At 75.2% G+C, this 25758-nt stretch carries 2 protein-coding genes; both read right to left on the reverse strand.

Annotated elements, in window-relative coordinates:
• Positions 1-235 precede the first annotated feature (235 nt).
• Positions 236-5254, reverse strand: coding sequence for a type I polyketide synthase (locus ACSHWO_RS02935; RefSeq protein ID WP_438309922.1), 5019 nt, complete (start codon positions 5252-5254; stop codon positions 236-238).
• Between the two features lie 147 nt (positions 5255-5401).
• Positions 5402-25738 (reverse strand): type I polyketide synthase, encoded by a 20337-nt coding sequence (locus ACSHWO_RS02940; RefSeq protein WP_438309923.1) that lies wholly within the window; start codon positions 25736-25738, stop codon positions 5402-5404.
• Between the last annotated feature and the right edge of the window lie 20 nt (positions 25739-25758).

The following is a 25758-nucleotide window of genomic DNA, read 5'->3' on the forward strand; positions in this document are numbered from 1 at the left end:
GCATCGGAAAGGACTGGGAGCAGTTCCGAGAATTGACATCGGATGACACGTGCTCCGCATATCGAGCGAAGCGACTGCTCGGCGGCAGGCTATTTGCCGCTGAATCTCCCCGACAACCCCTAACTGCCCCCTACGCACCCCTGGGAGGCGGGGTGCGCAGGGGGCAGTCACCCCCGGTCGGATGAGATCCGATTACTCAGGGGGTTGGCCATCTTCACCAATAATCGGCAGGCCGTCAATAACGGCCGAGGCCCTTGTTGATAAAGGCGAAGAGCTCTTCGTCGGTCGCGTCCTGGAGGTGCTCGACGCCGTCGAGGACGTCGTCCGCGTCGCCGGCCGCGCCCGCGGGCCCGGCAGCGGCCTCGGAGCCGTCCGGGGAGGCCGGGCCGGCCTGGACGCCGGCCGGGTCCCCGCTGTCGTTCCACTTGGCGAGCAGCGCCTGGAGGCGCATGGTCACCCGGGCCCGTACGACGTTGTCGGCGGTGCCCTGTTCGAGGACCTGCTCCAGCCGGTCGAGCTCCTCCAGCAGCGGGGCCCCGCCGGCCACCGCGTCCGGCACGATCCCGGCCCGCAGGTAGGCGGCGACGGCGGCCGGGGTGGGGTGGTCGAAGACCAGGCTGGCCGGCAGTTTCAGGCCGCTGACCGCGCCGAGACGGTTGCGCAGCTCGACGGAGGTGAGGGAGTCGAAGCCGAGCTCCTTGAAGGCGCGGCCGGCCTCGACGGCGGTCAGGTCGGCGTGGCCGAGGACGGCGGCGACGGCCGTGCGCACCAGGTCGAGCAGCAGGCGCTCCTGCTCGACCTCGGGCAGCCCGGCGAGCTGCCGGCTGAGCGGCACGCCCCCGGTCAGGTCCTCGGCGGTCTCCCGCTCCGCGGTCTCGATGACCCTGCGGGCCTCGGGGAGTTCGAGGAGCAGCGGCCGGGCCCTGTCGGCGGTGAAGGCGAGCGTGAACCGCTTCCAGTCCATGTCGACCACGGTGAGGGTGGTCTCGTCGCGGTCCAGGGCGTGCCGGAGCGCCGCCAGGGTCCGCTCGGGCCGCATGGCGAGGATGCCGTGGCGGCGCATGCGGTCGCCCGCCGCGCTGTCGTCCCCGTCCACGCTGTCCCAGGGGCCCCAGGCGAGGGAGGTGGCGGGCAGGCCGGCGGCCCGCCGGTACTCGGCGAAGGCGTCGAGGAAGGCGTTGCCGGGAGCCTGGTTGCCCTGGCCGGGGGCGCCGAAGGTGGCGGCGAAGGAGGAGAAGAGGACGAACGCGGACAGGTCGAGGTCCCTCGTCAGCTCGTGCAGGTGCCGGGTCGCGTCGACCTTGACCCGCAGGACGGCGGCCGCCTGCTCGGGGGTGAGTGTTTCGATGACCCCGTCGTCGACGGTCGCGGCGGCGTGGAACACCGCGGTCAGCGGCCGGTCGGCGGGGACGGCCGCGAGGAGCGCGGCGAGGGCGTCGCGGTCGGCCACGTCGCAGGCGGCCAGGGTGACCTCGGCGCCGAGCGCGGCGAGTTCCTCGCGCAGGGCGTCCGCGCCGGGCGCGTCGGGCCCGCGGCGGCTGGCGAGGACCAGGTGCTCCGCGCCGTTCTCGGCGAGCCAGCGGGCGACGTGCGCGCCGAGCGCGCCCGTACCGCCGGTGACCAGGGTCGTCCCGGTCGGACGCCAGTCGCGTACCTCGGGCGTGCCGTCGAGGCGGGCGCGGACGAGGCGGCGCACGAGGAGCCCGGAGGGCCGTACGGCGACCTGGTCCTCGGTGCCGTCGCCGGCCAGGACCGCGGCCAGCCGATCGAGGGCGCGGTCGTCGACCTGCGGGGGCAGGTCGACGAGGCCGCCCCAGCGGCCGCCCTGCTCCATGGAGGCGACGCGGCCGAGCCCCCACAGGAGGGCCTGCGCCGGGTCCTCGATCCGGTCGGACCGCCCGGCGGCGACGGCGCCCCGGGTGAGGCACCACAGGGGCGCGGCGACGTCGGCGTCGCCGAGGGCCTGGGACAGTGCGAGCCCGGCGGCGAAGTGGTCGCCGTCGCCGAGGGCGAGGAGGGAGAGGACCCCGGCCGGGGCGGTGGCCGCCGCGTCGGTGGCCCTCTTGACGGCGGTGGTCAGGGTTTCGCGGTCGGCAGCGTCCGGGGCCACGGTGACGGTACGGACCTCGGCGCCGCGGTCGGCGAGCGTGCGCAGGACCGCGGCGGCCGTGTCGGCGGCGGGGCCGGCCGGAGCCTCGGGCACCACGACCAGCCAGGCACCCGCCAGGCGGGGCGTCGCCGCGGCGTCCGCCTGGGCCTTCCACGTGACGCGGTAGCGCCAGCCGTCGACCGTGGACTGCTCGCGGCTCTGGCGCCGCCACGAGGACAGGCCGGGCAGGACCGTGCCGAGCGACCGGACCACGTCGGGGGTGTCGAAGGCGAGGGCCTCGGCCAGGGCCGTGACGTCCTCGCGTTCGACGGCGTCCCAGAACCGGGCGTCGGTGGCGCTCTCCGCCCGCAGGGCCTCCGGCTCGGCGGGGGCCGCCTCGGGCCAGTACCGCTGGGACTGGAAGGCGTAGGTGGGCAGGTCCACGCGGCGGGCTCCGGTGCCGGCGAAGACGGCGTCCCAGTCCACGGCCACACCACGGACGAACGCCTCGGCCAGGGACTGCCAGAACCGCTCCGGACCGCCTTCGCCCCGACGCAGGGAGCCGAGGACGGCCGCCTCGCGGCCCGCGTCGTCGATGGTCTCCTGGATGCCGACGGTCAGCACCGGATGCGGGCTGGACTCGACGAACACCCCGAAACCCTGCTCCAGCAGCGAACGGGTGGCCTGCTCCAGCTCGACGGTCTGGCGCAGGTTGCGGAACCAGTAGCCGGCGTCGAGCTCCGGGCCCTCGACCCACGCGCCGGTGACGGTGGAGAGGAAGGGCAGCTCGGCGGTCCGGGGCGTGATCGGCGCCAGCAGTTCGGCCAGCTCCTCGCGCAGCAGGTCGACCTGCGCGGAGTGGGAGGCGTAGTCCACAGCGATCCGCTTGGCCCGCACGCCATCGGCCTCGCACGCGACCAGGAACTCGTCCAGCGCCTGAGCCTCACCCGACACCACCACGGACGACGGGCCGTTGGCAGCGGCGACCGAGATCCGCTCCTCACCCCACGGCGCGATCCGCTCCCGGACCTCCCCCGCCGGCAGCGGCACCGACACCATGCCACCCAACCCCGCCAGCACCCGACCGATGGCCTGGCTGCGCAGCGCCACCACCCGCGCCGCATCCTCCAGCGACAGGACCCCCGCCACACACGCGGCCGCGATCTCACCCTGCGAATGCCCGATCACGGCGCCGGGCCGCACACCCGCCGCACGCCACACCTCCGCCAGCGACACCATCACCGCGAACAACGCCGGCTGCACCACGTCCACCCGATCGAACGACGGCGCGCCCTCGACGCCCCGGAGCACATCCACCAACGACCAGTCGGTGAACGGCTCCAGCGCCTTCGCACACTCCCCCACCCGAGCCGCGAACTCCGGCGAGGACTCCAGCAGCTCCGCTGCCATCCCGACCCACTGCGAACCCTGCCCCGGGAACACGAACGCCGTCTTCCCACCAACCACGGAACCGGTCACCACACCCGCGGCCATCACACCCGACCCGACCGCGCCGACCCCCGCGGTGTGATCCGCCAGGACCACGGCCCGGTGCTCCAATGCCGCCCGAGTCGACGCCAGCGACCAACCCACGTCCACCGGGTCGACCACGTTCCCGGCCTCGGCGAGCCAGCCCGCCAGACGTTCCGCCTGCGCCCGCAGGGCCGCCGCGCTCTTGCCGGACAGCACCCACGGCACCACCGGCATCACCGAGCGGGGCTCCCCCTCGGGCGCCTGCGCCGCGTCCCCGGCCTCAGCCTCGGGAGCCTGCTCGACGATCACGTGCGCGTTCGTGCCGCTGAACCCGAACGACGACACGCCCGCACGCCGGGGGTGCGTCGTCGCGGGCCACGGCGTCCGCTCCGTGAGCAGGGCGACGGCGCCGGACTCCCAGTCCACGTGCGGGGACGGCTCGTCGATGTGGAGGCTCTGCGGCAGCACGCCGTGCTGCATGGCCAGGACCATCTTCATCACGCCGGCGACACCGGCGGCGGCCTGGGTGTGCCCGATGTTGGACTTGACCGACCCGAGCAGCAGCGGCAGGTCGGTCGGGCGGTCCTGGCCGTACGTGGCGAGCAGGGCCTGGGCCTCGATGGGGTCGCCGAGCGAGGTTCCCGTGCCGTGGGCCTCGACCGCGTCGACCTGGTCGGCGGAGAGCCGGGCGTTGGCGAGGGCCTGGCGGATGACGCGCTGCTGCGAGGGCCCGTTGGGGGCGGTCAGGCCGTTGGAGGCGCCGTCCTGGTTGACGGCCGACCCTCGGACCAGGGCCAGGACCGGGCGGCCGTTCCTGCGTGCGTCGGAGAGGCGTTCCAGCAGCAGTACGCCCACGCCCTCGGCGGGGCCGAAGCCGTCGGCGCGGGCCGCGAAGGCCTTGCAGCGGCCGTCCGCGGACAGTCCGCGCTGCTTGCTGAACTCGACGAAGAGGCCGGGGGTGGACATCACGTGGACGCCGCCGGCGAGGGCGAGGTTGCACTCCCCCGCCCGCAGGGCCTGCGCGGCGAGGTGCAGGGCGACGAGCGAAGCGGAGCAGGCGGTGTCGACGGTGACGGCGGGGCCTTCGAGGCCGAAGGTGTAGGAGAGCCGGCCGGACAGGACGCTGGAGGCGTTGCCGGTGCCGAGGTGGCCCGCGTAGTCCTCGGGGGCCTCGAGCAGCGGGGTCAGGTAGTCGGAGCCGTTCATGCCGACGAACACGCCGCACTGGCTGCCACGCAGGCCGCCCGGGTCGATCCCGGCCCGCTCGAACGCCTCCCACGAGGTCTCCAGCAGCAGCCGCTGCTGCGGGTCCATGGCCATGGCCTCGCGCGGGGAGATCCCGAAGAAGTCGGCGTCGAAGGCGGGGGCGCCGTCGAGGAAGCCGCCTTCGCGGGTGGTCGAGGTGCCCTGCTCGTCGGGGTCGTCGGAGAACAGGTGGTCCAGGTCCCAGCCGCGGTCCGTGGGGAATTCGGTGAGGGCGTCGCCGCCGGAGGCGAGGAGTTCCCACAGCGCTTCGGGGGTCCGGACCCCTCCGGGGAAGCGGCAGCCCATTGCCGTGATGGCGATCGGCTCGTGGGCCTGGCTTTCGATGTCCCGCAGGCGACCGTACGCCTCGTCGAGATCCGTTGTGACCTTCTTGAGGTATTCGCGGAGCTTTGCTTCGTTCGCCACTGGCGCTTCACCTATTCGCATGGTCGAGACCGTGGAAGGACTCAGGGGAATTCATGGGAGTTCAGGGAACCGGGGGGGGACCCGAGGATATTTGAGGAAATTCGGGAAGACGGGGGCCGTACCGCCGGAACAGGGGTTCCGGCGGTACGGCCTGGGGGTGGGTGGGGTTCAGCCCTGGCCGAACTTCTTGTCGATGAGCGCGAACAGCTCGTCGTCGCTCGCGTCCTCGATCTCGTCCGCGGTGGTCGCCGCACCGTCCACCCGGCGGGCGTCGTTCCACTGGGCCAGCAGCGTCTGGAGGCGCACGGCGACGCGTGCGTGCGCCGCGTCGTCGCCGGCCGCCGCGGCCAGGTCCGCCGGGTCCAGGGAGGAGAAGGTGCTCTCCAGACGGTCGAGTTCCTCCAGCACGGAGAGCTTGCGCTCCGCGGGGCCGTCCGGGGCGACCTCGTCCAGCAGGTGCCGGGCGAGGGCGGCCGGGGTCGGGTAGTCGTAGACCATCGTGGCGGGCAGCCGGAGGCCGGCGGCCGCACCGAGCCGGTTGCGGAGTTCGACGGCGGTCAGCGAGTCGAAGCCGAGCTCCTTGAACGCCTGCTCCTCGCCGATGACTTCCGCCGACCTGTACCCGAGGACGGCGGCCACCTGGCCGCGCACCAGGTCCACCACGGTCCGCTCCCGCTCGGCCGCCGGCAGCCCGGCGAGGCGTTCGGTGAGCGTCCGGCCACCGGTGCCGGCGTGCGCGTCCGCAGTCGTGTCCTGCGTCCGGTGCGCGCCGGACGCCGGCGTGGCCGCCCGCCGCTGCCGCACCGGGGTGCGGACCAGACCGCGGAACACGGGCAGGAGTCCGCCGTCCGCGGCCCGGGCCCGCAGGGTGGGCAGGTCGAGGCCGATCGGCAGCAGGACCGGCTCGTCGTCCGCGGCGAGGGCGGCGTCGAAGAGGGCGAGGCCCTCCGCCGCCGACAGCGGGGCGACGCCGCCGCGGGCGGCGCGCTCCCGCTCCGCCCCCGTGAGCCGGCCGGCCATGCCGCGTTCCTCGGCCCACATGCCCCACACCAGGGACAGGGCGGCCAGGCCGTGGGCGCGTCGGTGCCGGGCGAGGGCGTCGAGGAACACGTTCGCCGCGGCGTAGTTGGCCTGGCCGGCGGAGCCGAGGGTGCCGGCGGCCGCGGAGAACAGGACGAACGCCGACAGGTCGAGGTGGCGGGTGAGCTCGTGCAGGTTCAGCGCTCCCTCCACCTTGGGCCGCAGGACCCGGTCGACGCGCTCGGGCGTGAGCAGGTCGACGATGCCGTCGTCGAGCACGGCCGCGGTGTGCACGACCGCCGTCAGCGGACGCCCGGCCGGTACGGACTCCAGGAGCCCGGCCAGCGCGTCACGGTCGGCGACGTCGCAGGCCGCCCAGGTGACCTCCGCGCCCAAGGCGGTGAGCTGCGCGGTCAGTCGGGGTGCGGTCTCGGTGTCGGCGCCCCTGCGGCCGGTGAGCAGCAGGTGGCGTACGCCGTGCTCGGTGACCAGGTGGCGGGCGAGGAGGCCGGCGAGTCCGCCGCCGGCCCCGGTGACGAGGACCGTGCCGCGGGTGTCGATGCGGCCGGCCGGTTCGCCGGGCTGCGCCGTCCGGGCGTCCACCCGGGCCAGGCGGGGTGCGTACAGGGCACCGCCGCGTACGGCCAGTTCGGGTTCGTCGGACGCGAGAGCACCGGGCAGGGCCCGGCCGGAGGCTTCGGCGTCGTCGAGGTCGACGAGGACGAAGCGGTCCGGGTGCTCGGTCTGCGCGGCCCGCAGCAGGCCCCACACCGGGGTGTGGGCGAGGTCGGCGGCCTCGGTGTCCTGGTGGGCGGCCACGGCGCCCCGGGTGACGACGGCCAGGCGGGTGCCGGTGAAGCGGCCGCCGTCCAGCCAGCCCTGCACGGTCGCGAGCACGCGGTGCGTGGTCTCCCGGACGTCCTGCGCGAGGCGGTCGGCGTCCACGGCCGTGGTGCCGGTGGCGGTGGCGGACGTCATGAACGGCACGACCACGGTGTCGGGCATCGGCTGCCGGCCGGCCGCGACGGCCTCGTCCAGCGCTGCCGGGTCGGCGTACCGGGCGGCGGGCACGCCGGCCCGGCCCAGCACGGCGGCCAGGCGGGCGTGGGCTCCGTCGGCGTCGCCCGCGGTATCGCCGACGACCGCGAACGTCGCGGCGGCCGGGCGGGCCGGCGTCGCCGTGCGCACCCAGTCGAGGCGGAACAGCCCGTCCTGCGACGCCGCGTCCGGGGCCGCCGCGAACCGCTCGGCGTCGAGCTCCCGGGTCACCAGCGCCCGGACGGAGGCGACGGGTGCGCCCTGTTCGTCGGCCAGTTCGACGGACACCGTGCCGGCGCCGTCGGGTGCGGTGATCCGCAGGCGCAGCGCGCCCGCGCCGCCCGCGTGCAGGGTCACCCCGCGCCAGGCGAGGGGCTCGCGTGCGGCGGTGCCACCGCCGGCCGCGGTGGTCGCCGCGAGCGCCTGGACCGCGGCGTCGAGCAGGGCCGGGTGCAGGACGAACCCGTTCGCGGAGGAGCCCTGTTCGTCGGAGAGGCGGGCCTGCGCGAAGACCTCCTCGCCCCGTACCCAGATCCGGGTCAGGGTCCGCAGGGCGGGTCCGTGGTAGAGGCCCGCGGCGGCGAGCCGGTCGCGGACCGCGTCGACGGAGACCTCGTCGGCTCCGGCCGGCGGCCAGGACGCGGCGTCGCCGGTGCCGGCGGTCGCGCCGGTGTCCTCGGCCGCGTCCGCGGTGAGGAACCCGGTGGCGTGCCGCGACCAGGCCCCGCCGGACGGCCCGTCGCCGTCGCCCGCCTCGGTGCGGCTGTGGATCCCGACCTGGCGGCGGCCGGTGTCGTCGGCTCCGCCCACGGTGAGCCGGAGCTGTACGGCCCCGTCCTGCGGGAGGACGAGCGGCTCCTCGGCGGTCAGCTCCGCCAGGTGGCCGCAGCCGACCTCGTCCCCGGCCCGCAGCGCGAGCTCGACGAGGGCCGCGCCGGGCACGACCGTGGAGTCGGCGACGACGTGGTCGGCCAGCCACGGGTGCGTGCGGCGGGAGAGCCGGCCGGTGAACAGGAACCCGCCGGTGCCGGGCAGTTCGACCGCGGCGCCGAGCAGCGGGTGCCCGGCCGCTTCGAGGCCGAGCGAGGCGGCGTCCTCGGCCGCGGCGAAGGAGTCGACCCAGTAGCGCTCGCGCTGGAAGGCGTAGGTGGGCAGGTCGACGCGCCGGGCGCCGGCTCCGGAGTAGTACGCCGGCCAGTCGACGCCGACGCCGTGGACGTGGGCCCGGCCGAGGGCGGCGGCGAGGGTCCCTGCCTCGGGCCGGCCCTTGCGGAGCACGGGCACGAAGACCGCACGGTCGGCGCCGTCGGCACCGACGGTGCCCGCGGTGTCGCCGTCGCCGGTCAGGCAGTCCTGGGAGAGCGCGGACAGCACGCCGTCGGGCCCGATCTCGACGTACGCCGTGACGCCGGCGGCCTCCAGCGCGCGGATGCCGTCGAGGAAGCGGACGGCCTCCCGGACGTGCCGCACCCAGAAGTCGGCCGTGGCCATCTCGTCGCCGGCGAGGGCGCCGGTCAGGTTGGACACGACGGGGATGCGCGGGGCCCCGTACGTGAGCTGCTCCGCGACCTTGCGGAAGTCCGCCAGCATGCCGTCCATGTGGGGCGAGTGGAAGGCGTGGCTGACGGTGAGCCGCTTGGTCTTCCGGCCGTCCGCCTCGAAGCGCCCGGCGATCGCCGCAGCGGCGTCCTCGTCACCGGCGATGACCACGGACCGGGGTCCGTTGACGGCAGCGACGCCCACCCGGTCGGTGTCGACGAGCAGCGGGAGGACCTCGTCCTCCGAGGCCTGGACGGCGATCATGGCGCCGCCGGCCGGGAGGGCCTGCATCAGCCGGCCGCGGGCGGCGACCAGCGTGCACGCGTCGTCCAGCGACAGGACGCCCGCCACGTGTGCGGCGGCGATCTCGCCGATGGAGTGGCCGGACAGGAAGTCCGGGCGCAGGCCCAGGCTCTCGACCAGCCGGTACAGCGCCACTTCGAGGGCGAACAGCCCGGGCTGCGTGAACCCGGTCCGGTCGAGCAGGGTCGGGTCCGATCCGAACAGCACTTCCTTCAGCGGCAGTTCGAGGTGGGCGTCCATGCGGGCGCAGATCGCGTCGAGCGCGTCCGCGAACACCGGGTGGGTGTCGTACAGTTCGCGGCCCATGCCGGGGCGCTGGCTGCCCTGGCCGGTGAACAGGAAGGCCACCTGCCGTTCCGCCCGGGCCACGCCCTGGATGAGCGGGGCGGCGGAGTCGCCCGCCGCCAGCGCGGCCAGCGCCTCGCGGCGCTCCTCCCCCGCTCCGGCGACGATCACGGCGCGGTGGTCGAGGACCGCCCGGCCGGCCGCGAGCGAGTGGCCGACGTCCACCGGCCGCGGCCCGGCGTGCGCGCCGTGCCCGTCCTGCGCGTCGAGGTGGGCGAGGAGCCGGGCGGCCTGCTCGCGCAGGGCCGTCCCGGTGCGGCCCGAGAGGATCCACGGCCACGGGCCTGGGTTCTCGGGTCCGGCCGGCTCGGGGTCCTCTGCCGTCGGTGCCTGTTCGAGGATGGTGTGCGCGTTCGTACCGCTCACGCCGAACGAGGACACGCCGGCCCGGCGCGGACGCCCGGTCTCGGGCCAGGCCCGCCGCTCGGTGAGGAGCTCGACGTCGCCCGCGGTCCAGTCGACGTGCGGGGTGGGCTCGTCGACGTGCAGGGTCTGCGGCAGCAGGCCGTGGCGCATGGCCATGACCATCTTGATGACGCCCGCGACACCGGCGGCCGCCTGCGTGTGCCCGATGTTCGACTTGATCGAACCGAGCAGCAGCGGCTGCCCGGCGGGCCGGTCCTGGCCGTAGGTCGCCAGCAGGGCCTGGGCCTCGATCGGGTCGCCGAGCCTGGTGCCGGTGCCGTGCGCCTCGACGGCGTCGACGTCGGCGGCGGCCAGGCCTGCGCTCGCGAGCGCCTGACGGATCACCCGCTGCTGCGAGGGCCCGTTGGGTGCCGTCAGGCCGTTGCTCGCACCGTCCTGGTTGACGGCCGACCCACGGACCACGGCCAGCACCGGATGCCCGTTGGCCTGCGCGTCCGACAGCCGCTCCACGAGCAGCATGCCGACGCCCTCACCCCAGCCGGTGCCGTCCGCACCGGCCGCGAAGGCCTTGATCCGGCCGTCCGAGGCGAGCCCGCCCTGCCGGCTGAACTCGACGAAGGCGCCCGGCGTCGACATCACGGTGACACCGCCGGCCAGGGCCATCGAGCACTCACCGCTGCGCAGCGCCTGCACCGCCAGGTGCAGCGCCACGAGGGACGCCGAGCAGGCGGTGTCGACGGTCACGGCCGGGCCTTCCAGCCCGAACACGTAGGAGAGCCGGCCGGAGACGACACTGGCGGAGTTGCCGGTGCTCATGAAGCCGTCGCCGCCGTCGGCGGAGTTCAGCACGAGCGACAGGTAGTCCTGTCCGTTGGTGCCGACGAACACGCCGGTCTGGCTGCCCCGCACCGACGACGGGTCGACGCCGGCCCGCTCGAACGCCTCCCACGAGGTCTCCAGCAGGAGCCGCTGCTGCGGGTCCATGGCCAGGGCCTCGCGCGGGGAGATCCCGAAGAAGCCGGGATCGAACTCCGCGACGTCGTACAGGAATCCGCCTTCGCGGGCGTACGAGGCTTCCTGCCCGAACCGCGACCCGAACAGTTCCTCGGCGTCCCAGCCGCGGTCGGCCGGGAACTCGCCGATGGCGTCGCCGCCGGCGGCCAGCAGCTGCCAGAGCTCCTCGGGGGTGCGCACGCCGCCGGGGAAGCGGCAGCTCATCGCGACGATCGCGATCGGGTCGTCGTCGGCGGCCCGGGCCGTGAGGACGGGAGCGGCCGGTTCGGCCCCGGCGCCGAGGAGTTCGCGGTGCAGGTGGTCCGCAAGGTCGGCGGAGGTCGGGTAGTCGTAGATCAGGGTGGCGGGGAGGCGCAGCCCGGTGGCCGCGCCGAGCCGGTTGCGGAGTTCGACGGCGGTCAGAGAGTCGAAGCCGAGCTCCTTGAACGCCCGTCCCGCGGCGATGCTCTCCGCTCCGGCGTGGCCGAGGACGGCGGCGACCTCCCTGCGGACGAGGTCGAGCAGCAGCCGGTCGCGTTCGGCGGCGGAGAGGCCCGCCAGCCGCTGCGCGAGGGAGTCCCGGCCGCCCGCGGGCGTGTCGCCCGGGGTTGCGCCGGCGGTCATCGGGGTGGCGAAGGCTCCGTGTGCTTCGGGCAGTTCGGCGAGGAGGCGGCTGGCGCGGACCGCGGTGAAGCCGGGGGCGAAGCGCTCCCAGTCGACGTCCGCGACGGCGACGAAGGTGTCGTTCGCGTCGAGGGCGCGCTGGAGGGCGTCGACGGCCGCTTCCGCGTTCATGGGCGGCACGCCGCCCTTGCGCATCCGGGCTTCGAGGGCCTGGTCGGCGGCCATTCCGCCCTCGGCCCACGGGCCCCAGGCGATCGAGGTCGCGGCCAGGCCGGCCGCCCGGCGCTGCTCGGCGAGCGCGTCGAGGTAGGCGTTGGCGGCGGCGTAGTTGGCCTGGCCTGCGGTTCCCCAGGTCCCGGTGACGGATGAGAACAGCACGAAGGCGGACAGCTCGATGCCGAGCTCGACGGTCAGCTCGTGCAGGTTGCGGGCCGAGTCGACCTTCGCCCGCAGTACGGTCTCGAACCGCTCGGGCGTCAGGGCGTCCAGGACACCGTCGTCGAGCACACCGGCGGTGTGGACGACCGCGGTCAGCGTCTCGGCCTCGGCCGCCAGCAGCGTGCGGAGTGCATCCCGGTCGGCGGCGTCGCACGCCACGACCGACACCTCCACCCCGAGTTCCGAGAGCTCGGCCGCCAGCTCGGCGGCGCCCGGAGCATCCGGGCCCCGGCGGCTGGTCAGCACCAGCCGCTCGGCACCCGCACCGGCCAGCCAGCGCGCCACCCGCTGGCCGAGGGCACCCGTACCACCGGTGACGAGCACCGTCCCGGACGGGGCCCAGGCCCGGTCGGCCTGGCCGCCGGAGGCACGGACCAGTCGGCGCCCGAAGACCCCGGAGGACCGTACGGCGACCTGGTCCTCGCCGGTGCTGCCGCCCAGTACGCCCACCAGGCGGGCCATGGCCCGCTCGTCCCACACCTCGGGCAGGTCGACCAGACCACCCCAGCGCTCCGGCAGCTCCAGCGCGGCCACCCGGCCCAGACCCCACGTCTGGGCCTGTACGGCCGACACCAGCCGGTCGGAGCGACCCACGCTCACCGCACCACGGGTCAGGCACCACACCGGCGCACCCACCCCGGCATCACCCAACGCCTGCACCAACACGGCCGTGGCAACGACCCCGGCGGCCTCGTCCAGCGCCAGCAGCGACACCACACCCGCCACGGACTCCGCGCCGGCCAGCAGCCCGGCCACGGCACCACGGTCGGCACCAGCCTCGACCACGACCCGCCGGACCTCGGCACCACGCCCGACCAGGGCGTCCACCACGGCCGCGGCACCGTCGACACCGACGGCAGGCGCCACCACCAGCCAGGTCCCGGACAGGCGCGCGGCGGCCCCGGCATCCGCCAGCGGCTTCCACGACACCCGGTAGCGCCAGCCGGCCGCGCCCGATCCGCTGCCCGCGGCCACGCGACGCTGCACCAATGAGGCTTCCGGCCAGTACCGGCGGCGCTGGAAGGCGTACGTGGGCAGGTCGACCCGTACCGCACCGGCCCCGTAGACGGCCTGCCAGTCGACGGAGATCCCGCGGACGTGGCTCCGAGCCAGGGCGGCCATGACCGTCTCGGCCTCCGGGCGGCCCCTGCGCACGGCGGGCACGAACACGGCTCCGGTATCGCGGACGCACTCCTGGCCGAGGGCGGACAGTACGCCGTCCGGGCCGAGCTCGACGTACGTCGTGACGCCCGCGGCTTCCAGGGCCCGGACGCCGTCGAGGAAGCGGACCGCCTCGCGGACGTGCCGCACCCAGAAGTCCGCCGACCCCATCTCGTCGGAGACGGGTGCACCGGTCAGGCAGGACACGACCGGGATCCGCGGGGCGGCGAAGGACAGCCCCGACACCACCTGACGGAAGTCGTCCAGCATGCCGTCCATGTGCGGCGAGTGGAACGCGTGACTGACCGTCAGCCGCTTGGTCTTCCGGTCCCGGTCCCGGAAGGCCTCGGCGATCGCTTCGGCCGCGTCCTCGTCACCGGCGACCACGACCGACAGCGGGCCGTTGACCGCGGCGACGGACACCCCGTCGGCGTCGGCCAGCAGCGGCAGGACCTCGTCCTCCGACGCCTGGACGGCGATCATCACGCCGCCCGCCGGGAGCGCCTGCATCAGTCGGCCACGGGCCGCGACCAGCGTGCACGCGTCGTCCACGGAGAGGACCCCGGCAACGTGGGCCGCCGCGATCTCCCCGATGGAGTGGCCGGAGACGAGGTCCGGCTCCAGGCCCCAGCTCGCCACGAGCCGGAACAGGGCCACCTCGACGGCGAACAGCGCCGGCTGGGTGTACTCCGTCCGGTCCAGCAGGCCGGCGTCCGTTCCGAACAGGACGTCCTTCAGCGGCACGTCGAGGTCGAAGCGGGCGCACACCTCGTCCAGCGCGTCCGCGAACACGGGGAAGGCGTCGTACAGTTCGCGGCCCATGTCGAGGCGCTGGCTGCCCTGCCCGGTGAACAGGAAGGCGACCTTCCCACCCACCGGCGAGCCGGTCACCACACCCGCCGCCGGGTCGCCCGCCGCCAGCGCGGCGAGGCCTGCGAGCAGGCCCGCCCGGTCGGCGGAGACCACGGCCGCGCGCTCTTCGAACGAGGAGCGGCCGGTCGCGAGGGTCACGCCGACGTCGGTCGGGCGGAGTGCGGGGTCGGCGAGCAGCCGCGCCCGAAGGCCCTCTGCCTGGGCGCGGAGTGCCGCCTCGTTCCTAGCGGAGACCAGCAGCGGCAGCGGCAGGCGGTTCTCCTCCGCCTCGGCCGTCGCCCGCGCCGGCGGGGCCTGCTCGATGATCGTGTGGGCGTTGGTGCCGCTGAAGCCGAACGAGGAGATGCCGGCCCGGCGCGGGCGGCCGGTCTCCGGCCACTCCCGGCGCTCGGTGAGCAGCTCGATCTCGCCGGCCTGCCAGTCGACCTGGGGCGAGGGCTCGTCGATGTGGAGGCTCTGGGGCAGTACGCCGTGCTGCATGGCCAGCACCATCTTGATGACGCCCGCGACGCCCGCCGCGGCCTGCGTGTGCCCGATGTTCGACTTGACGGAGCCGAGGAACAGCGGCTCGCCGTCCGTGCGGTCCCGGCCGTACGTGGCGAGCAGCGCCTGCGCCTCGATGGGGTCGCCGAGGGTCGTACCCGTGCCGTGGGCCTCGACGGCGTCCACGTCGGCGGCCGCCAGCCCGGCGCTCGCGAGGGCGGCGCGGATGACGCGCTGCTGGGAGGGCCCGTTGGGTGCGGTCAGGCCGTTGCTCGCGCCGTCCTGGTTGACGGCCGAGCCGCGGACGACCGCCAGCACCGGGTGGCCCTTGCGCTGCGCGTCCGACAGGCGTTCGACGAGCAGCATGCCGACGCCCTCGCCCCAGCCGGTGCCGTCTGCGGCCGCCGCGAAGGCCTTGATCCGGCCGTCGGCGGCCAGGCCGCGCTGCCGGCTGAACTCGATGAAGGTGCCGGGCGTCGACATCACGGTGACGCCGCCGGCCAGGGCGAGGTCGCATTCGCCGTTGCGGAGCGCCTGGATCGCCCAGTGCAGGGCGACCAGCGACGAGGAGCAGGCCGTGTCGACGGTCACGGCCGGGCCTTCGAGGCCGAACACGTACGAGAGGCGGCCGGAGACGACGCTGGCGGCGTTGCCGGTGCCCAGGTGGCCTTCGAGGCCGGACGGGTCCTCCAGGAGGACGGACAGGTAGTCCTGGCCGTTGGTGCCGACGAACACGCCGGCCTGGCTGCCGCGCAGGGTCTCGGGGTCGATGCCGGCCCGTTCGAAGGCCTCCCAGGAGGTCTCCAGCAGCAGGCGCTGCTGCGGGTCCATGGCGAGGGCCTCGCGCGGCGAGATCCCGAAGAAGTCGGCGTCGAAGTCGGCGGCGTCGTAGAGGAAGCCGCCCTGCCGGGTGTACGAGGTGCCCTCGGCGCCCGGATCGGCGTCGTACAGGGCGTCGAGGTCCCAACCACGGTCCAGGGGGAGGTCCGAGATCGCGTCGGTGCCGGACGCCAGCAGCTGCCAGAGGTCCTCGGGGGTGCGTACGCCGCCGGGGAAGCGGCAGCTCATCGCGACGATGGCGATCGGGTCGTCGTCGGCGGCCGCGGCCACCGGGCCGGTCACCTCGGCCTGTGTGCCGAGGAGTTCGGAAAGCAGGTGGGCGGCGAGCGCGGACGGCGTCGGGTAGTCGTAGACGAGCGTGGCCGGGAGCCGGAGTCCGGTGGCCGCGCCGAGCCGGTTGCGGAGTTCGACGGCGGTCAGCGAGTCGAAGCCGATCTCGCGGAAGGCCCGGCCGGCCTCGACGTCCTCGGCGCCGGAGTGGCCGAGGACCTCGGCGACCTCCTTGCGGACGAGGTCGAGGAGGAACGGCTCCCGGTCGCTCTCGGTCAGGCTCCCGAGGTGCGCGGCGAGCGAGGCGCCCCGGTGGTCGGTACGGTCGCCCGCGACCCGGGCGCCGCCGGTGGCGGCCTCGGCCTCGGGCAGGTCGCCGAGCAGCCGGCCTGCGCGTACCGCCGTGAAGCCCGGCGCGAAGGTCGCCCAGTCGAAGTCGACGATCGTGAGGGCGGCGTCGTCGGAGCCGACGGCCTGCCGGAGCGCGGTGAGGGCGAGGTCGGCGTTCATGGGCGGTACGCCGCCCCGGCGCATGCGGGCTTCGAGGGCCTGGTCGGCGGCCATGCCGCCCTCGGCCCACGGGCCCCACGCCAGGGAGGTCGCGGCGAGGCCGGCGGCCCGCCGCTGCTCGGCGAGGGCGTCCAGGTAGGCGTTGGCGGCCGCGTAGTTGCCCTGCCCGGCCGCACCGATGGTGCCGCTCATGGAGGAGAACAGCACGAACGCGGACAGCTCGATGCCGAGCTCGCCGGTCAGCTCGTGCAGGTGCAGCGCGGAGGCCGCCTTCGCCCGCAGTACGGTCTCGAAGCGCTCGGGCGTCAGCGCGTCCAGGACACCGTCGTCCAGGATGCCGGCGGTGTGGACGACCGCCGTCAGCGTCTCGGCCTCGGCCGCCAGCAGCGTACGGAGTGCATCCCGGTCGGCGGCGTCGCACGCCACCACCGACACCTCCACCCCGAGTTCCGAGAGCTCCGCCGCCAGCTCGGCGGCACCCGGAGCATCCGGGCCCCGGCGGCTGGTCAGCACCAGCCGCTCCGCACCCGCACCGGCCAGCCAGCGCGCCACCCGCTGGCCGAGGGCACCCGTACCACCGGTGACGAGCACCGTCCCGGACGGGGCCCAGGAGGCAGAACCCTCGGCACGAGCCGCCCGAACCAAACGGCGTCCGAAGACACCGGAGGACCGTACGGCGACCTGGTCCTCGCCGGTGCTGCCGCCCAGTACGCCCACCAGGCGGGCCATGGCCCGCTCGTCCCACACCTCGGGCAGGTCGACCAGACCACCCCAGCGCTCCGGCAGCTCCAGCGCGGCCACCCGGCCCAGACCCCACACCTGTGCCTGTACGGCCGACACCAGCCGGTCGGAGCGACCCACGCTCACCGCACCACGGGTCAGGCACCACACCGGCGCACCCACCCCGGCATCACCCAACGCCTGCACCAACACGGCCGTGGCAACGACCCCGGCGGCCTCGTCCAGCGCCAGCAGAGACACCACACCCGCCACGGACTCCGCGCCGGCCAGCAGCCCGGCCACGGCACCACGATCGGCACCAGCCTCGACCACGACCCGCCGGACCTCGGCACCACGCCCGACCAGGGCGTCCACCACGGCCGCGGCACCGTCGACACCGACGGCAGGCGCCACCACCAGCCAGGTCCCGGACAGGCGCGCGGCGGCCCCGGCATCCGCCAGCGGCTTCCACGACACCCGGTAGCGCCAGCGGTCCACCTCGGACTGCTCCTGGCCCTGTCGCCGCCATGCGGAGAGGGCGGGAACGAGCGCGCTGAACGGCGCGTCGGCGTCCACTTCCAGCTCGGCGGCCAGGGAGGCGAGGTCCCCGTGCTCCACCGCCTCCCAGAAGCGGGCGTCCACCGCACCCGGTGCCGCGACGGGCACCGTGCTGCCGCTCGACAGGGACTTCTCGGGCCAGTAGCGCTGCCGCTGGAAGGCGTACGTAGGCAGCTCGACGCGCTCCGCGCCGGTACCGGCGAAGAACGCGGACCAGTCCACCTCCACGCCCCGCACGTAGGCGCGGGCGACGGCGGCCACCGCCGTCTCCGCCTCCGGGCGGCCCGCACGCAGTACGGTGGCGAAGGCGACGTCGGCGGTGCCCGTCAGGCACTCCTGGGCGAGGGCGGACAGCACCCCGTCCGGGCCGAGCTCGACGAACGTGGTGACCCCGGCGGCTTCCAGGGCCCGGACGCCGTCCAGGAAGCGGACCGCCTCGCGGACGTGCCGCACCCAGAACTCCGCCGACCCCATCTCGTCGGAGACGAGTGCACCGGTCAGGCAGGACACGACCGGGATCCGCGGGGCGGCGAAGGACAGCCCCGACACCACCTGACGGAAGTCGTCCAGCATGCCGTCCATGTGCGGCGAGTGGAACGCGTGACTGACCGTCAGCCGCTTGGTCTTCCGGTCCCGGTCCCGGAAGACCTCGGCGATCGCGACGGCCGCGTCCTCGTCACCGGCGACCACGACCGACAGCGGGCCGTTGACCGCAGCGATGCTCACGCCCTCGGTGAGCAGCGGGAGAACCTCGTCCTCCGACGCCTGGACCGCGATCATCACCCCGCCCGCCGGGAGCGCCTGCATCAGCCGGCCACGGGCCGCGACCAGCGTGCACGCGTCGTCCAGCGAGAAGACACCCGCCACGTGCGCGGCCGCGATCTCACCGATCGAGTGACCGGCGAGGAAGTCAGGGCGCACCCCCCAGCTCTCCACGAGCCGGAACAGCGCCACCTCGACCGCGAACAGCGCCGGCTGCGTGTACTCCGTCCGGTCCAGCACGGCGGCATCGGAACCGAACAGCACGTCCTTCAACGGGAGTGCGAGCTTCTCGCAGACGGCGTCGAGGGCCTGGGCGAACACGGGGAACGCCTCGTACAGCTCCCGGCCCATGCCGAGCCGCTGGCTGCCCTGCCCGGTGAACAGGAAGGCCAGGGCGCCGCCCGACACCGAGCCCTGTACCAGCCCCGGGGCCTGCTCGCCGGCCGCGAGGGCGTCCAGGCGGGCCAGGAGTGCGTCGCCGTCCGACGGCTCGCCGAACACCACCGCGCGGTGCTCCAGGGCGGCCCGGTACACGGCCAGGGAGTGGCCGAGGTCCACGGCGCCCCGGGAGCCGGGCGCGGCGAGTGCGTCGGCCGCGGCCGGGCGCAGGCGGGCAGCCTGGGCGCGCAGGGCGGCCGCGGTGCGGCCGGAGACGGTCCACGGCAGGACCGCCGGGACCGACCCGGCCCCGGTCGGCGTGGTCGGCTTCGCGGCCGTCGGCGCCTCGTCCTCCTGCGGGGCCTGTTCGAGGACGGCGTGGGCGTTGGTGCCGCTGTAGCCGAACGAGGAGATGCCGGCCCGGCGCGGGCGGCCGGTCTCCGGCCAGGCCCGCTGCTCGGTCAGCAGCTCGATGTCGCCGGCGGACCAGTCCACGTAGGGGGTCGGCTCGTCGATGTGGAGGGTCTGCGGGAGCAGCCCGTGCCGCATGGCCATGACCATCTTGATGACGCCGGCGGCGCCGGCGACGGCCTGGGTGTGCCCGATGTTGGACTTCACCGAGCCGAGGAACAGCGGCCGGTCCTCCGGGCGGTCCTGCCCGTACGTGGCGAGGAGGGCCTGCGCCTCGATCGGGTCGCCGAGGCGGGTGCCCGTACCGTGGGCCTCGACGGCGTCGACTTCGGCGGCGGTGAGGCCGGCGTCGGCGAGGGCCTCGCGGATGACGCGCTGCTGGGAGGGGCCGTTGGGGGCGGTGAGCCCGTTGGACGCGCCGTCCTGGTTGACGGCCGTACCGCGGACCACGGCGAGGACCGGGTGGCCGTTGCGGCGGGCGTCGGAGAGCCGCTCCAGGAGGAGCAGGCCGACGCCTTCGGACCAGATGGTGCCGTCGGCGGCCGCGGCGAACGCCTTGATGCGGCCGTCCCCGGCCAGGCCGCGCTGGCGGCTGAACTCGGTGAACGCGCCGGGCGTGGACATGATGGTGACGGCGCCGGCCAGGGCCATCGTGCATTCGCCGCGTCGCAGGGCGTGGGCGGCGAGGTGCAGGGTGACGAGCGACGAGGAGCAGGCCGTGTCGATGGTGACGGCCGGGCCCTCCAGGCCGAAGGTGTAGGAGATGCGGCCGGAGACGACGCTGGCCGCGTTGCCGGTGCCGAGGTGGCCTTCGAGGTCGGCGGCGCCCGCGTCGTCGAGCCAGAGCTGGAGGTAGTCCTGGGCGTTGGAGCCGACGAACACGCCGGTGCGGCTGCCGCGCAGGGCGGTCGGGTCTATGCCGGCGCGTTCGAAGGTCTCCCAGGTGGTCTCCAGCAGCAGGCGCTGCTGCGGGTCCATGGCGAGGGCCTCGCGCGGGGAGATCCCGAAGAAGGCGGAGTCGAAGTCGGCGGCCTCGTGCAGGAAGCCGCCCTCGCGGACGTAGCTGGTGCCTTCGCGGTCGGGGTCGTCGCTGTAGAGGGTGTCGAGGTCCCAGCCGCGGTCGGCGGGGAAGGCGGTGATGCCGTCGCGGCCCTCGGCGAGCATCCGCCACAGGTCCTCGGGGGAGGTGATGCCGCCGGGGAAGCGGCAGTTCATCGCGACGATGGCGATCGGGTCGTCGTCGGCGTCGTCGGCGTCGTGGGCGGCGCGGGCCGCGGAGGCGGCCCGTCGGCGGGCGGGGAGGCGGCCGGCGCCGGTCGTGCCGGTCGTGCCGGTCGCGGTGGCGGCGTCGTCGGCGTCGGCGAGGTCGGCGACGAGCTCCCCGAGGAGGTACTGGGCGAGGGCGGTGGCCGTCGGGTAGTCGAAGACGAGGGTGGCGGGCAGGCGGCGGCCGGTTGCCTCGCCGAGCAGGTTGCGCAGCTCGACGGCGGTCAGCGAGTCGAAGCCCAGTTCCTTGAAGGAGCGGCCCGGTTCGACGGCGGCGGCGTTCGGGTAGCCCAGGGCCGTGGCGACCTGCTTGCGGACGAGGTCGAGGAGCGTGCGCTCCTGCTCGGCGGCCGGGAGGGCGGCCAGGCGCTGCCGCAGGCCGGAGGCACCCGTCGCGGCGGACGCGGCGCCCGCGGTCCGGCGGGCGGGGACCCGGACGAGTCCGCGGAGCAGCGGGGAGAGGGTGCCGGCCTGGGCCTGGGGGCGCAGCCCGGCGGTGTCGATGCGCATCAGGACGGGGACGGCCTCGTCGAGGCGGTGCGCGAGGTCGAACAGGTCGAGGCCCTCGGCCGAGGTCAGCGGGGGCAGTCCGCCGCGGGTCATGCGGCTGACGTCGGCTTCGGTGAGGCTGCCGGCCATGCCCGAGCCGTCGGCCCACAGGGCCCAGGCCAGGGAGGTGGCGGGCAGGCCGAGGGAGCGGCGGTGCCGGGCGAGCGCGTCGAGGAAGACGTTCGCGGCGGCGTAGTTGCCCTGTCCGGCGCCGCCGAAGACGCCGCCGATGGAGGAGAAGAGGAGGAAGGCGCAGAGGTCGAGGTCGCGGGTCAGCTCGTGCAGGTGGACGGCCGCGTCGACCTTGGGTCGCAGGACGGCCGACAGGCGCTCGGGGGTGAGGGAGGTGATCACGCCGTCGTCGAGGACGCCGGCGGTGTGGACGACCGCACCGAGCGGGTGCTCGGCGGGGACGGCCTCCAGTACGGCGGCCAACGCGTCGCGGTCGGCGACGTCGCAGGCGGCCCAGGTCACCGAAGCACCCGCGGCGGTGAGTTCGTCGGCGAGGCGCTGCGCCTGCGGGGTGGAGCCGCCGCGGCGGCCGACGAGCAGCAGGTGCCGTACGCCGTGCTCGGCGACGAGGCGGTGGGCGATCAGCCCGCCGAGGAGACCACCGGCGCCGGTGATCAGCACGGTCGACTCCGGCGCGTACCGGATGCCGGGGGCGGCCTGCTGCGCCTCCCGCTCCTGCTCCTGCCCGTGCTCGTGTTCCTGCTCCGCTTCCTCGGGGTGCCGGGCCACGCGGGCGAGGCGGGGCGCGAGGGCGGTACCGGCGCGCAGGGCGAGTTCCGGCTCGCCGGCGGCCCGGGCTGCGGCGAGGGCGGCGGGCAGGGCGCGCACGGAGTCCGCGGTGCCGTCGGTGTCGAGCAGCAGCAGCCGGTCGGGGTTCTCGGCCTGTGCGGAGCGCAGCAGGCCGCGTACGGCCGCGTGGACGGGGTCGGTGAGGGTGTCGGGGCCGGTCGTGCCGTCGCCGGCCTCGACCGCGCCCGAGGTGAGGACGACGAGGCGGGTGGCGGCGAACCGGTCGCCGGTGAACGGCTCCTCCCCCAGCCAGGTCCGGGCGAGGGCGAGGGCGTGGTGCGCGGCCCGGTGCACGGCCTCGGCGGACAGCTCCGGCGCGGAGGGGTCGGCCGGGGCGTAGGCGGCGAACAGGGCCTGCGGGACGGGTGCTCCGGCTTCGACGGCGGCGGCCAGATCGGCGGGGTCCGCGTAGACGGCGATGTCGGCGGCGTCCGGGGCGGAGCCCGTGCCGAGCAGGGCGGCGGGGACCTCGGCCCCCAGGACCGCCCAGCGACCGCGCAGGTCCGCGTCCGCGTCCCCGTCCGCGCCCGTGTCGGCGTCCGCGCCGGTGGTGGTGGCGGTGGGCAGGGCCGTCCACTCGGTGCGGAACACCGCCTCGTGGTGGGCGGTGCGGGCCGCCCGGACCTGCTCGGCGGACACGGCGCGCAGGACGAGCGAGTCGACGGTCGCGACGGGTGCGCCCGTGACGTCCGCGATCTCCAGGCGTATGCCGTCGCCCGCGCCGGTCGGCGCGAGGTGGACGCGCAGGGCGTCGGCGCCGCTCGCGTGGAGGGTCACCCCGCTCCAGGCGAACGGGAGCCGGCCCTCGCCCTCGGTGCCGCCGAGCACGCCGAGGCCGAGGGTGTGCAGTGCCGCGTCGAGCAGCGCCGGGTGGAGGCCGAAGTCCCGGGCCGCGGCCGCGGTGTCCTCGGGGAGGGCGACCTCGGCGTAGACGCCGTCGCCGTGCCGCCAGGCGGCGGTGAGGCCGCGGAAGGCCGGGCCGTAGCCCATGCCGACCTCGGCCAGGTCGGTGTAGAGGCCGTCCGTGGGGAGGGGTTCGGCGTCGGCCGGGGGCCACTGGCCGGCCGCGAACACCGATCGGGCCGGGACGGCTGCGCGAGCGAGGACACCGCTGGCGTGCCGGGTCCAGGGCTCGTCGGCGGCGCTGTCCGAGGGGCGGGAGGAGAGGCTGAAGGAGCGCCGGCCGGAGCCGTCGGCGTCGGGTGCGCTCACGTTGATCTGGAGCTGGACGCCGCCGCGTTCGGGCAGGACGAACGGCGCTTCGAGGGTCAGCTCCTCAAGGGTGTCGCAGCCGACCTGGTCACCGGCCCACACCGCCAGCTCGACGAAGGCCGTGCCGGGGAGCAGGATGCTGCCCATGACCTGGTGGTCGGCCAGCCAGGGGTGGGTGGCGGCGGACAGCAGGCTGGTGAAGGCGAAGCCGTCGGAGTCGGCGAGGGCGACCATGGCGCCGAGGAGCGGGTGTGCTGCCGCAGCCAGTCCGGCCGCGGTGAGGTCACCGATCCGGCTGCCGGGCTCGATCCAGTAGCGCTGCCGTTGGAAGGCGTAGGTGGGCAGGTCGTCGACGGGGCAGGCGCCGGTCGCGGTGGCGGCGAAGAAGGCCTGCCAGTCGACGCGGACGCCGTGGGCGTGGGCCCGGGCGAGGGCGGTCACGAGGGCCTCGGCCTCGTCACGGCCCTTGCGGAGGACGGGCACGAAGACGGCGTCCTCGGTGACGCAGTCCTGGGCGAGGGCGGACAGCACCCCGTCGGGGCCGAGTTCCACGTAGGCCCTCACACCGGCGGCTTCGAGGGCGCGGACGCCGTCCAGGAACCGCACGGCCTCGCGGACGTGCCGCACCCAGAACTCCGCCGACCCCATCTCGTCGGTGACGAGTGCGCCGGTCAGGTTCGACACGACCGGGATGCGCGGGGCCTCGAAGGTCAGCCCGGCCACCACCTGTCGGAAGGCGTCGAGCATGCCGTCCATGTGCGGCGAGTGGAAGGCGTGGCTGACAATGAGCCGCTTGGTCTTGCGGCCCTGCGCCTCGAAGTGCGCGGCGACCGCGACGGCCGCGTCCTCATCACCGGCGACGACCACCGACTGCGGTCCGTTGACCGCGGCGACGGACACCCGGTCGGCGTCGGTCAGCAGCGGCAGGACCTCGTCCTCCGCGGCCTGGACCGCGATCATCACCCCGCCGGCGGGCAGGGCCTGCATCAGCCGGCCGCGGGCCGCGACCAGCGTGCACGCGTCGTCCAGGGAGAACACCCCCGCGACGTGGGCGGCGGCGATCTCACCGATGGAGTGACCGGCCACGAAGTCCGGCTTCACACCCCAGGACTCGACCAGCCGGAACAGGGCCACCTCGACCGCGAACAGCGCCGGCTGCGTGTACTCCGTCCGGTCCAGCAGCCCCGCGTCCGACCCGAACAGCACGTCCTTCAACGGGAGTGCGAGCTTCTCGCAGACGGCGTCGAGGGCCTGGGCGAACGCGGGGAAGGCCTCGTACAGTTCCCGGCCCATGCCGAGCCGCTGGCTGCCCTGCCCGGTGAACAGGAAGGCGACCTTCCCGCCGGCCGGCGCGCCCGTGACGACGCCGGCCGCCGTACCGCCCTCCGCCAGCGCGGCGAGACCGGCCAGCAGGCCCTCGCGGTCGGCGGCGACGACCGCGGCCCGGTCCTCGAACTGGGCCCGGCCCGCGGCCAGCGACCACGCGATGTCGAGCGGGGCGGTCCCGTCGTGCTCCCGGGCGTACGCGAGGAGCCGTGCCGCCTGCTCGCGCAGGGCGTCCCGGCCCTTCGCCGACAGCAGCCACGGCAGGACCTGCGACGTCGGCGGTGCCTGCGGCGCGGTGTCCTCGGGCTGCTGCTCGGGGGCGCGGTCCGCCTCCGGTGCCTGCTCGATGATGGTGTGGACGTTGGTGCCGCTCACGCCGAAGGCGGAGACGCCGGCCCGGTAGGGGCGCCCCGTCTGCGGCCACGGCCGCTGCTCGGTGAGCAGGGAGACCGCGCCGGCCTCCCAGTCGACGTGCGAGGTCGGCGCGTCGACGTGCAGGGTCCTGGGCAGGATCCCGTGCCGCATCGCCATGACCATCTTGATGATGCCGGCGATGCCGGCGGTGTTCTGGGTGTGCCCGATGTTGGACTTGAGGGAGCCCAGCCACAGCGGCCGGTCCGCCGGGCGGTCCTGGCCGTAGGTGGCGAGCAGGGCCTGCGCCTCGATGGGGTCGCCCAGGGTGGTGCCGGTGCCGTGGGCCTCGACGACGTCGACGTCGGCGGGGGTGAGGCGGGCGCTTTCGAGGGCCTGGCGGATGACGCGCTGCTGCGCGGGCCCGTTGGGGGCGGTCAGGCCGTTGCTCGCGCCGTCCTGGTTGACGGCGGAGCCGCGGACGAGGGCCAGGATCCGGTGCCCGTTGCGGCGGGCGTCGGAGAGGCGTTCCACGAGGAGGACGCCGACGCCCTCGGACCAGCCGGTGCCGTCCGCGGCCTCGGCGAAGGACTTGCAGCGGCCGTCGGGCGACAGTCCGCGCTGGCGGCTGAACTCGACGAAGACGTCCGGGCCGGCGAGGACGGTGACGCCGGCGGCGACGGCCAGGGAGCACTCGCCCTGGCGCAGGGCCTGTACGGCCATGTGCAGGGCGACGGAGGAGGACGAGCAGGCCGTGTCGACGGTGGCGGCGGGGCCTTCCAGGCCGAAGACGTAGGCGAGGCGTCCGGAGACGACGCTGGAGGCGGTGCCGGTGAGGAGGTGGCCCTCCACCCCGTCGGGCAGGTCGCCCGAGCCGGCGCCGTACGCGTTGGCCGACGCTCCGACGAAGACGCCGGCCCGGCTGCCGCGCAGGGTCGCCGGGTCGATGCCGGCCCGTTCGAAGACCTCCCAGGTGGTCTCCAGCAGCAGGCGCTGCTGCGGGTCCATGGCGAGTGCCTCGCGCGGGGAGATCCCGAAGAAGGCCGGGTCGAACTCGGGGGCCTCGTACAGGAATCCGCCGTCGCGGGCGTAGGTGGTGCCGGGGTGGTCGGGGTCGGGGTCGTACAGCGACTCGACGTCCCAGCCGCGGTCGGTGGGGAAGCCCGAGATGGCGTCGCCGCCGCTCTCGACGAGCTTCCACAGGTCCTCGGGCGAGCCGACTCCGCCGGGGAAGCGGCAGCTCATGCCGACGATCGCGACGGGTTCGCGGGAGGCGTCGGTGAGCTCCTGGTTCCGGCGGCGCAGCCGCTCGGTTTCCTTGAGGGAGGCCCGCAGCGCTTCAACGACTTTTTCGTTCGGGGTGGTCATCATTTGCTCCGCACTTCGGG

The organism is Streptomyces pallidus (ex Mingjun et al. 2026) (genome assembly GCF_051550185.1).
In the GTDB taxonomy this organism is placed as follows: Bacteria; Actinomycetota; Actinomycetes; order Streptomycetales; family Streptomycetaceae; genus Streptomyces.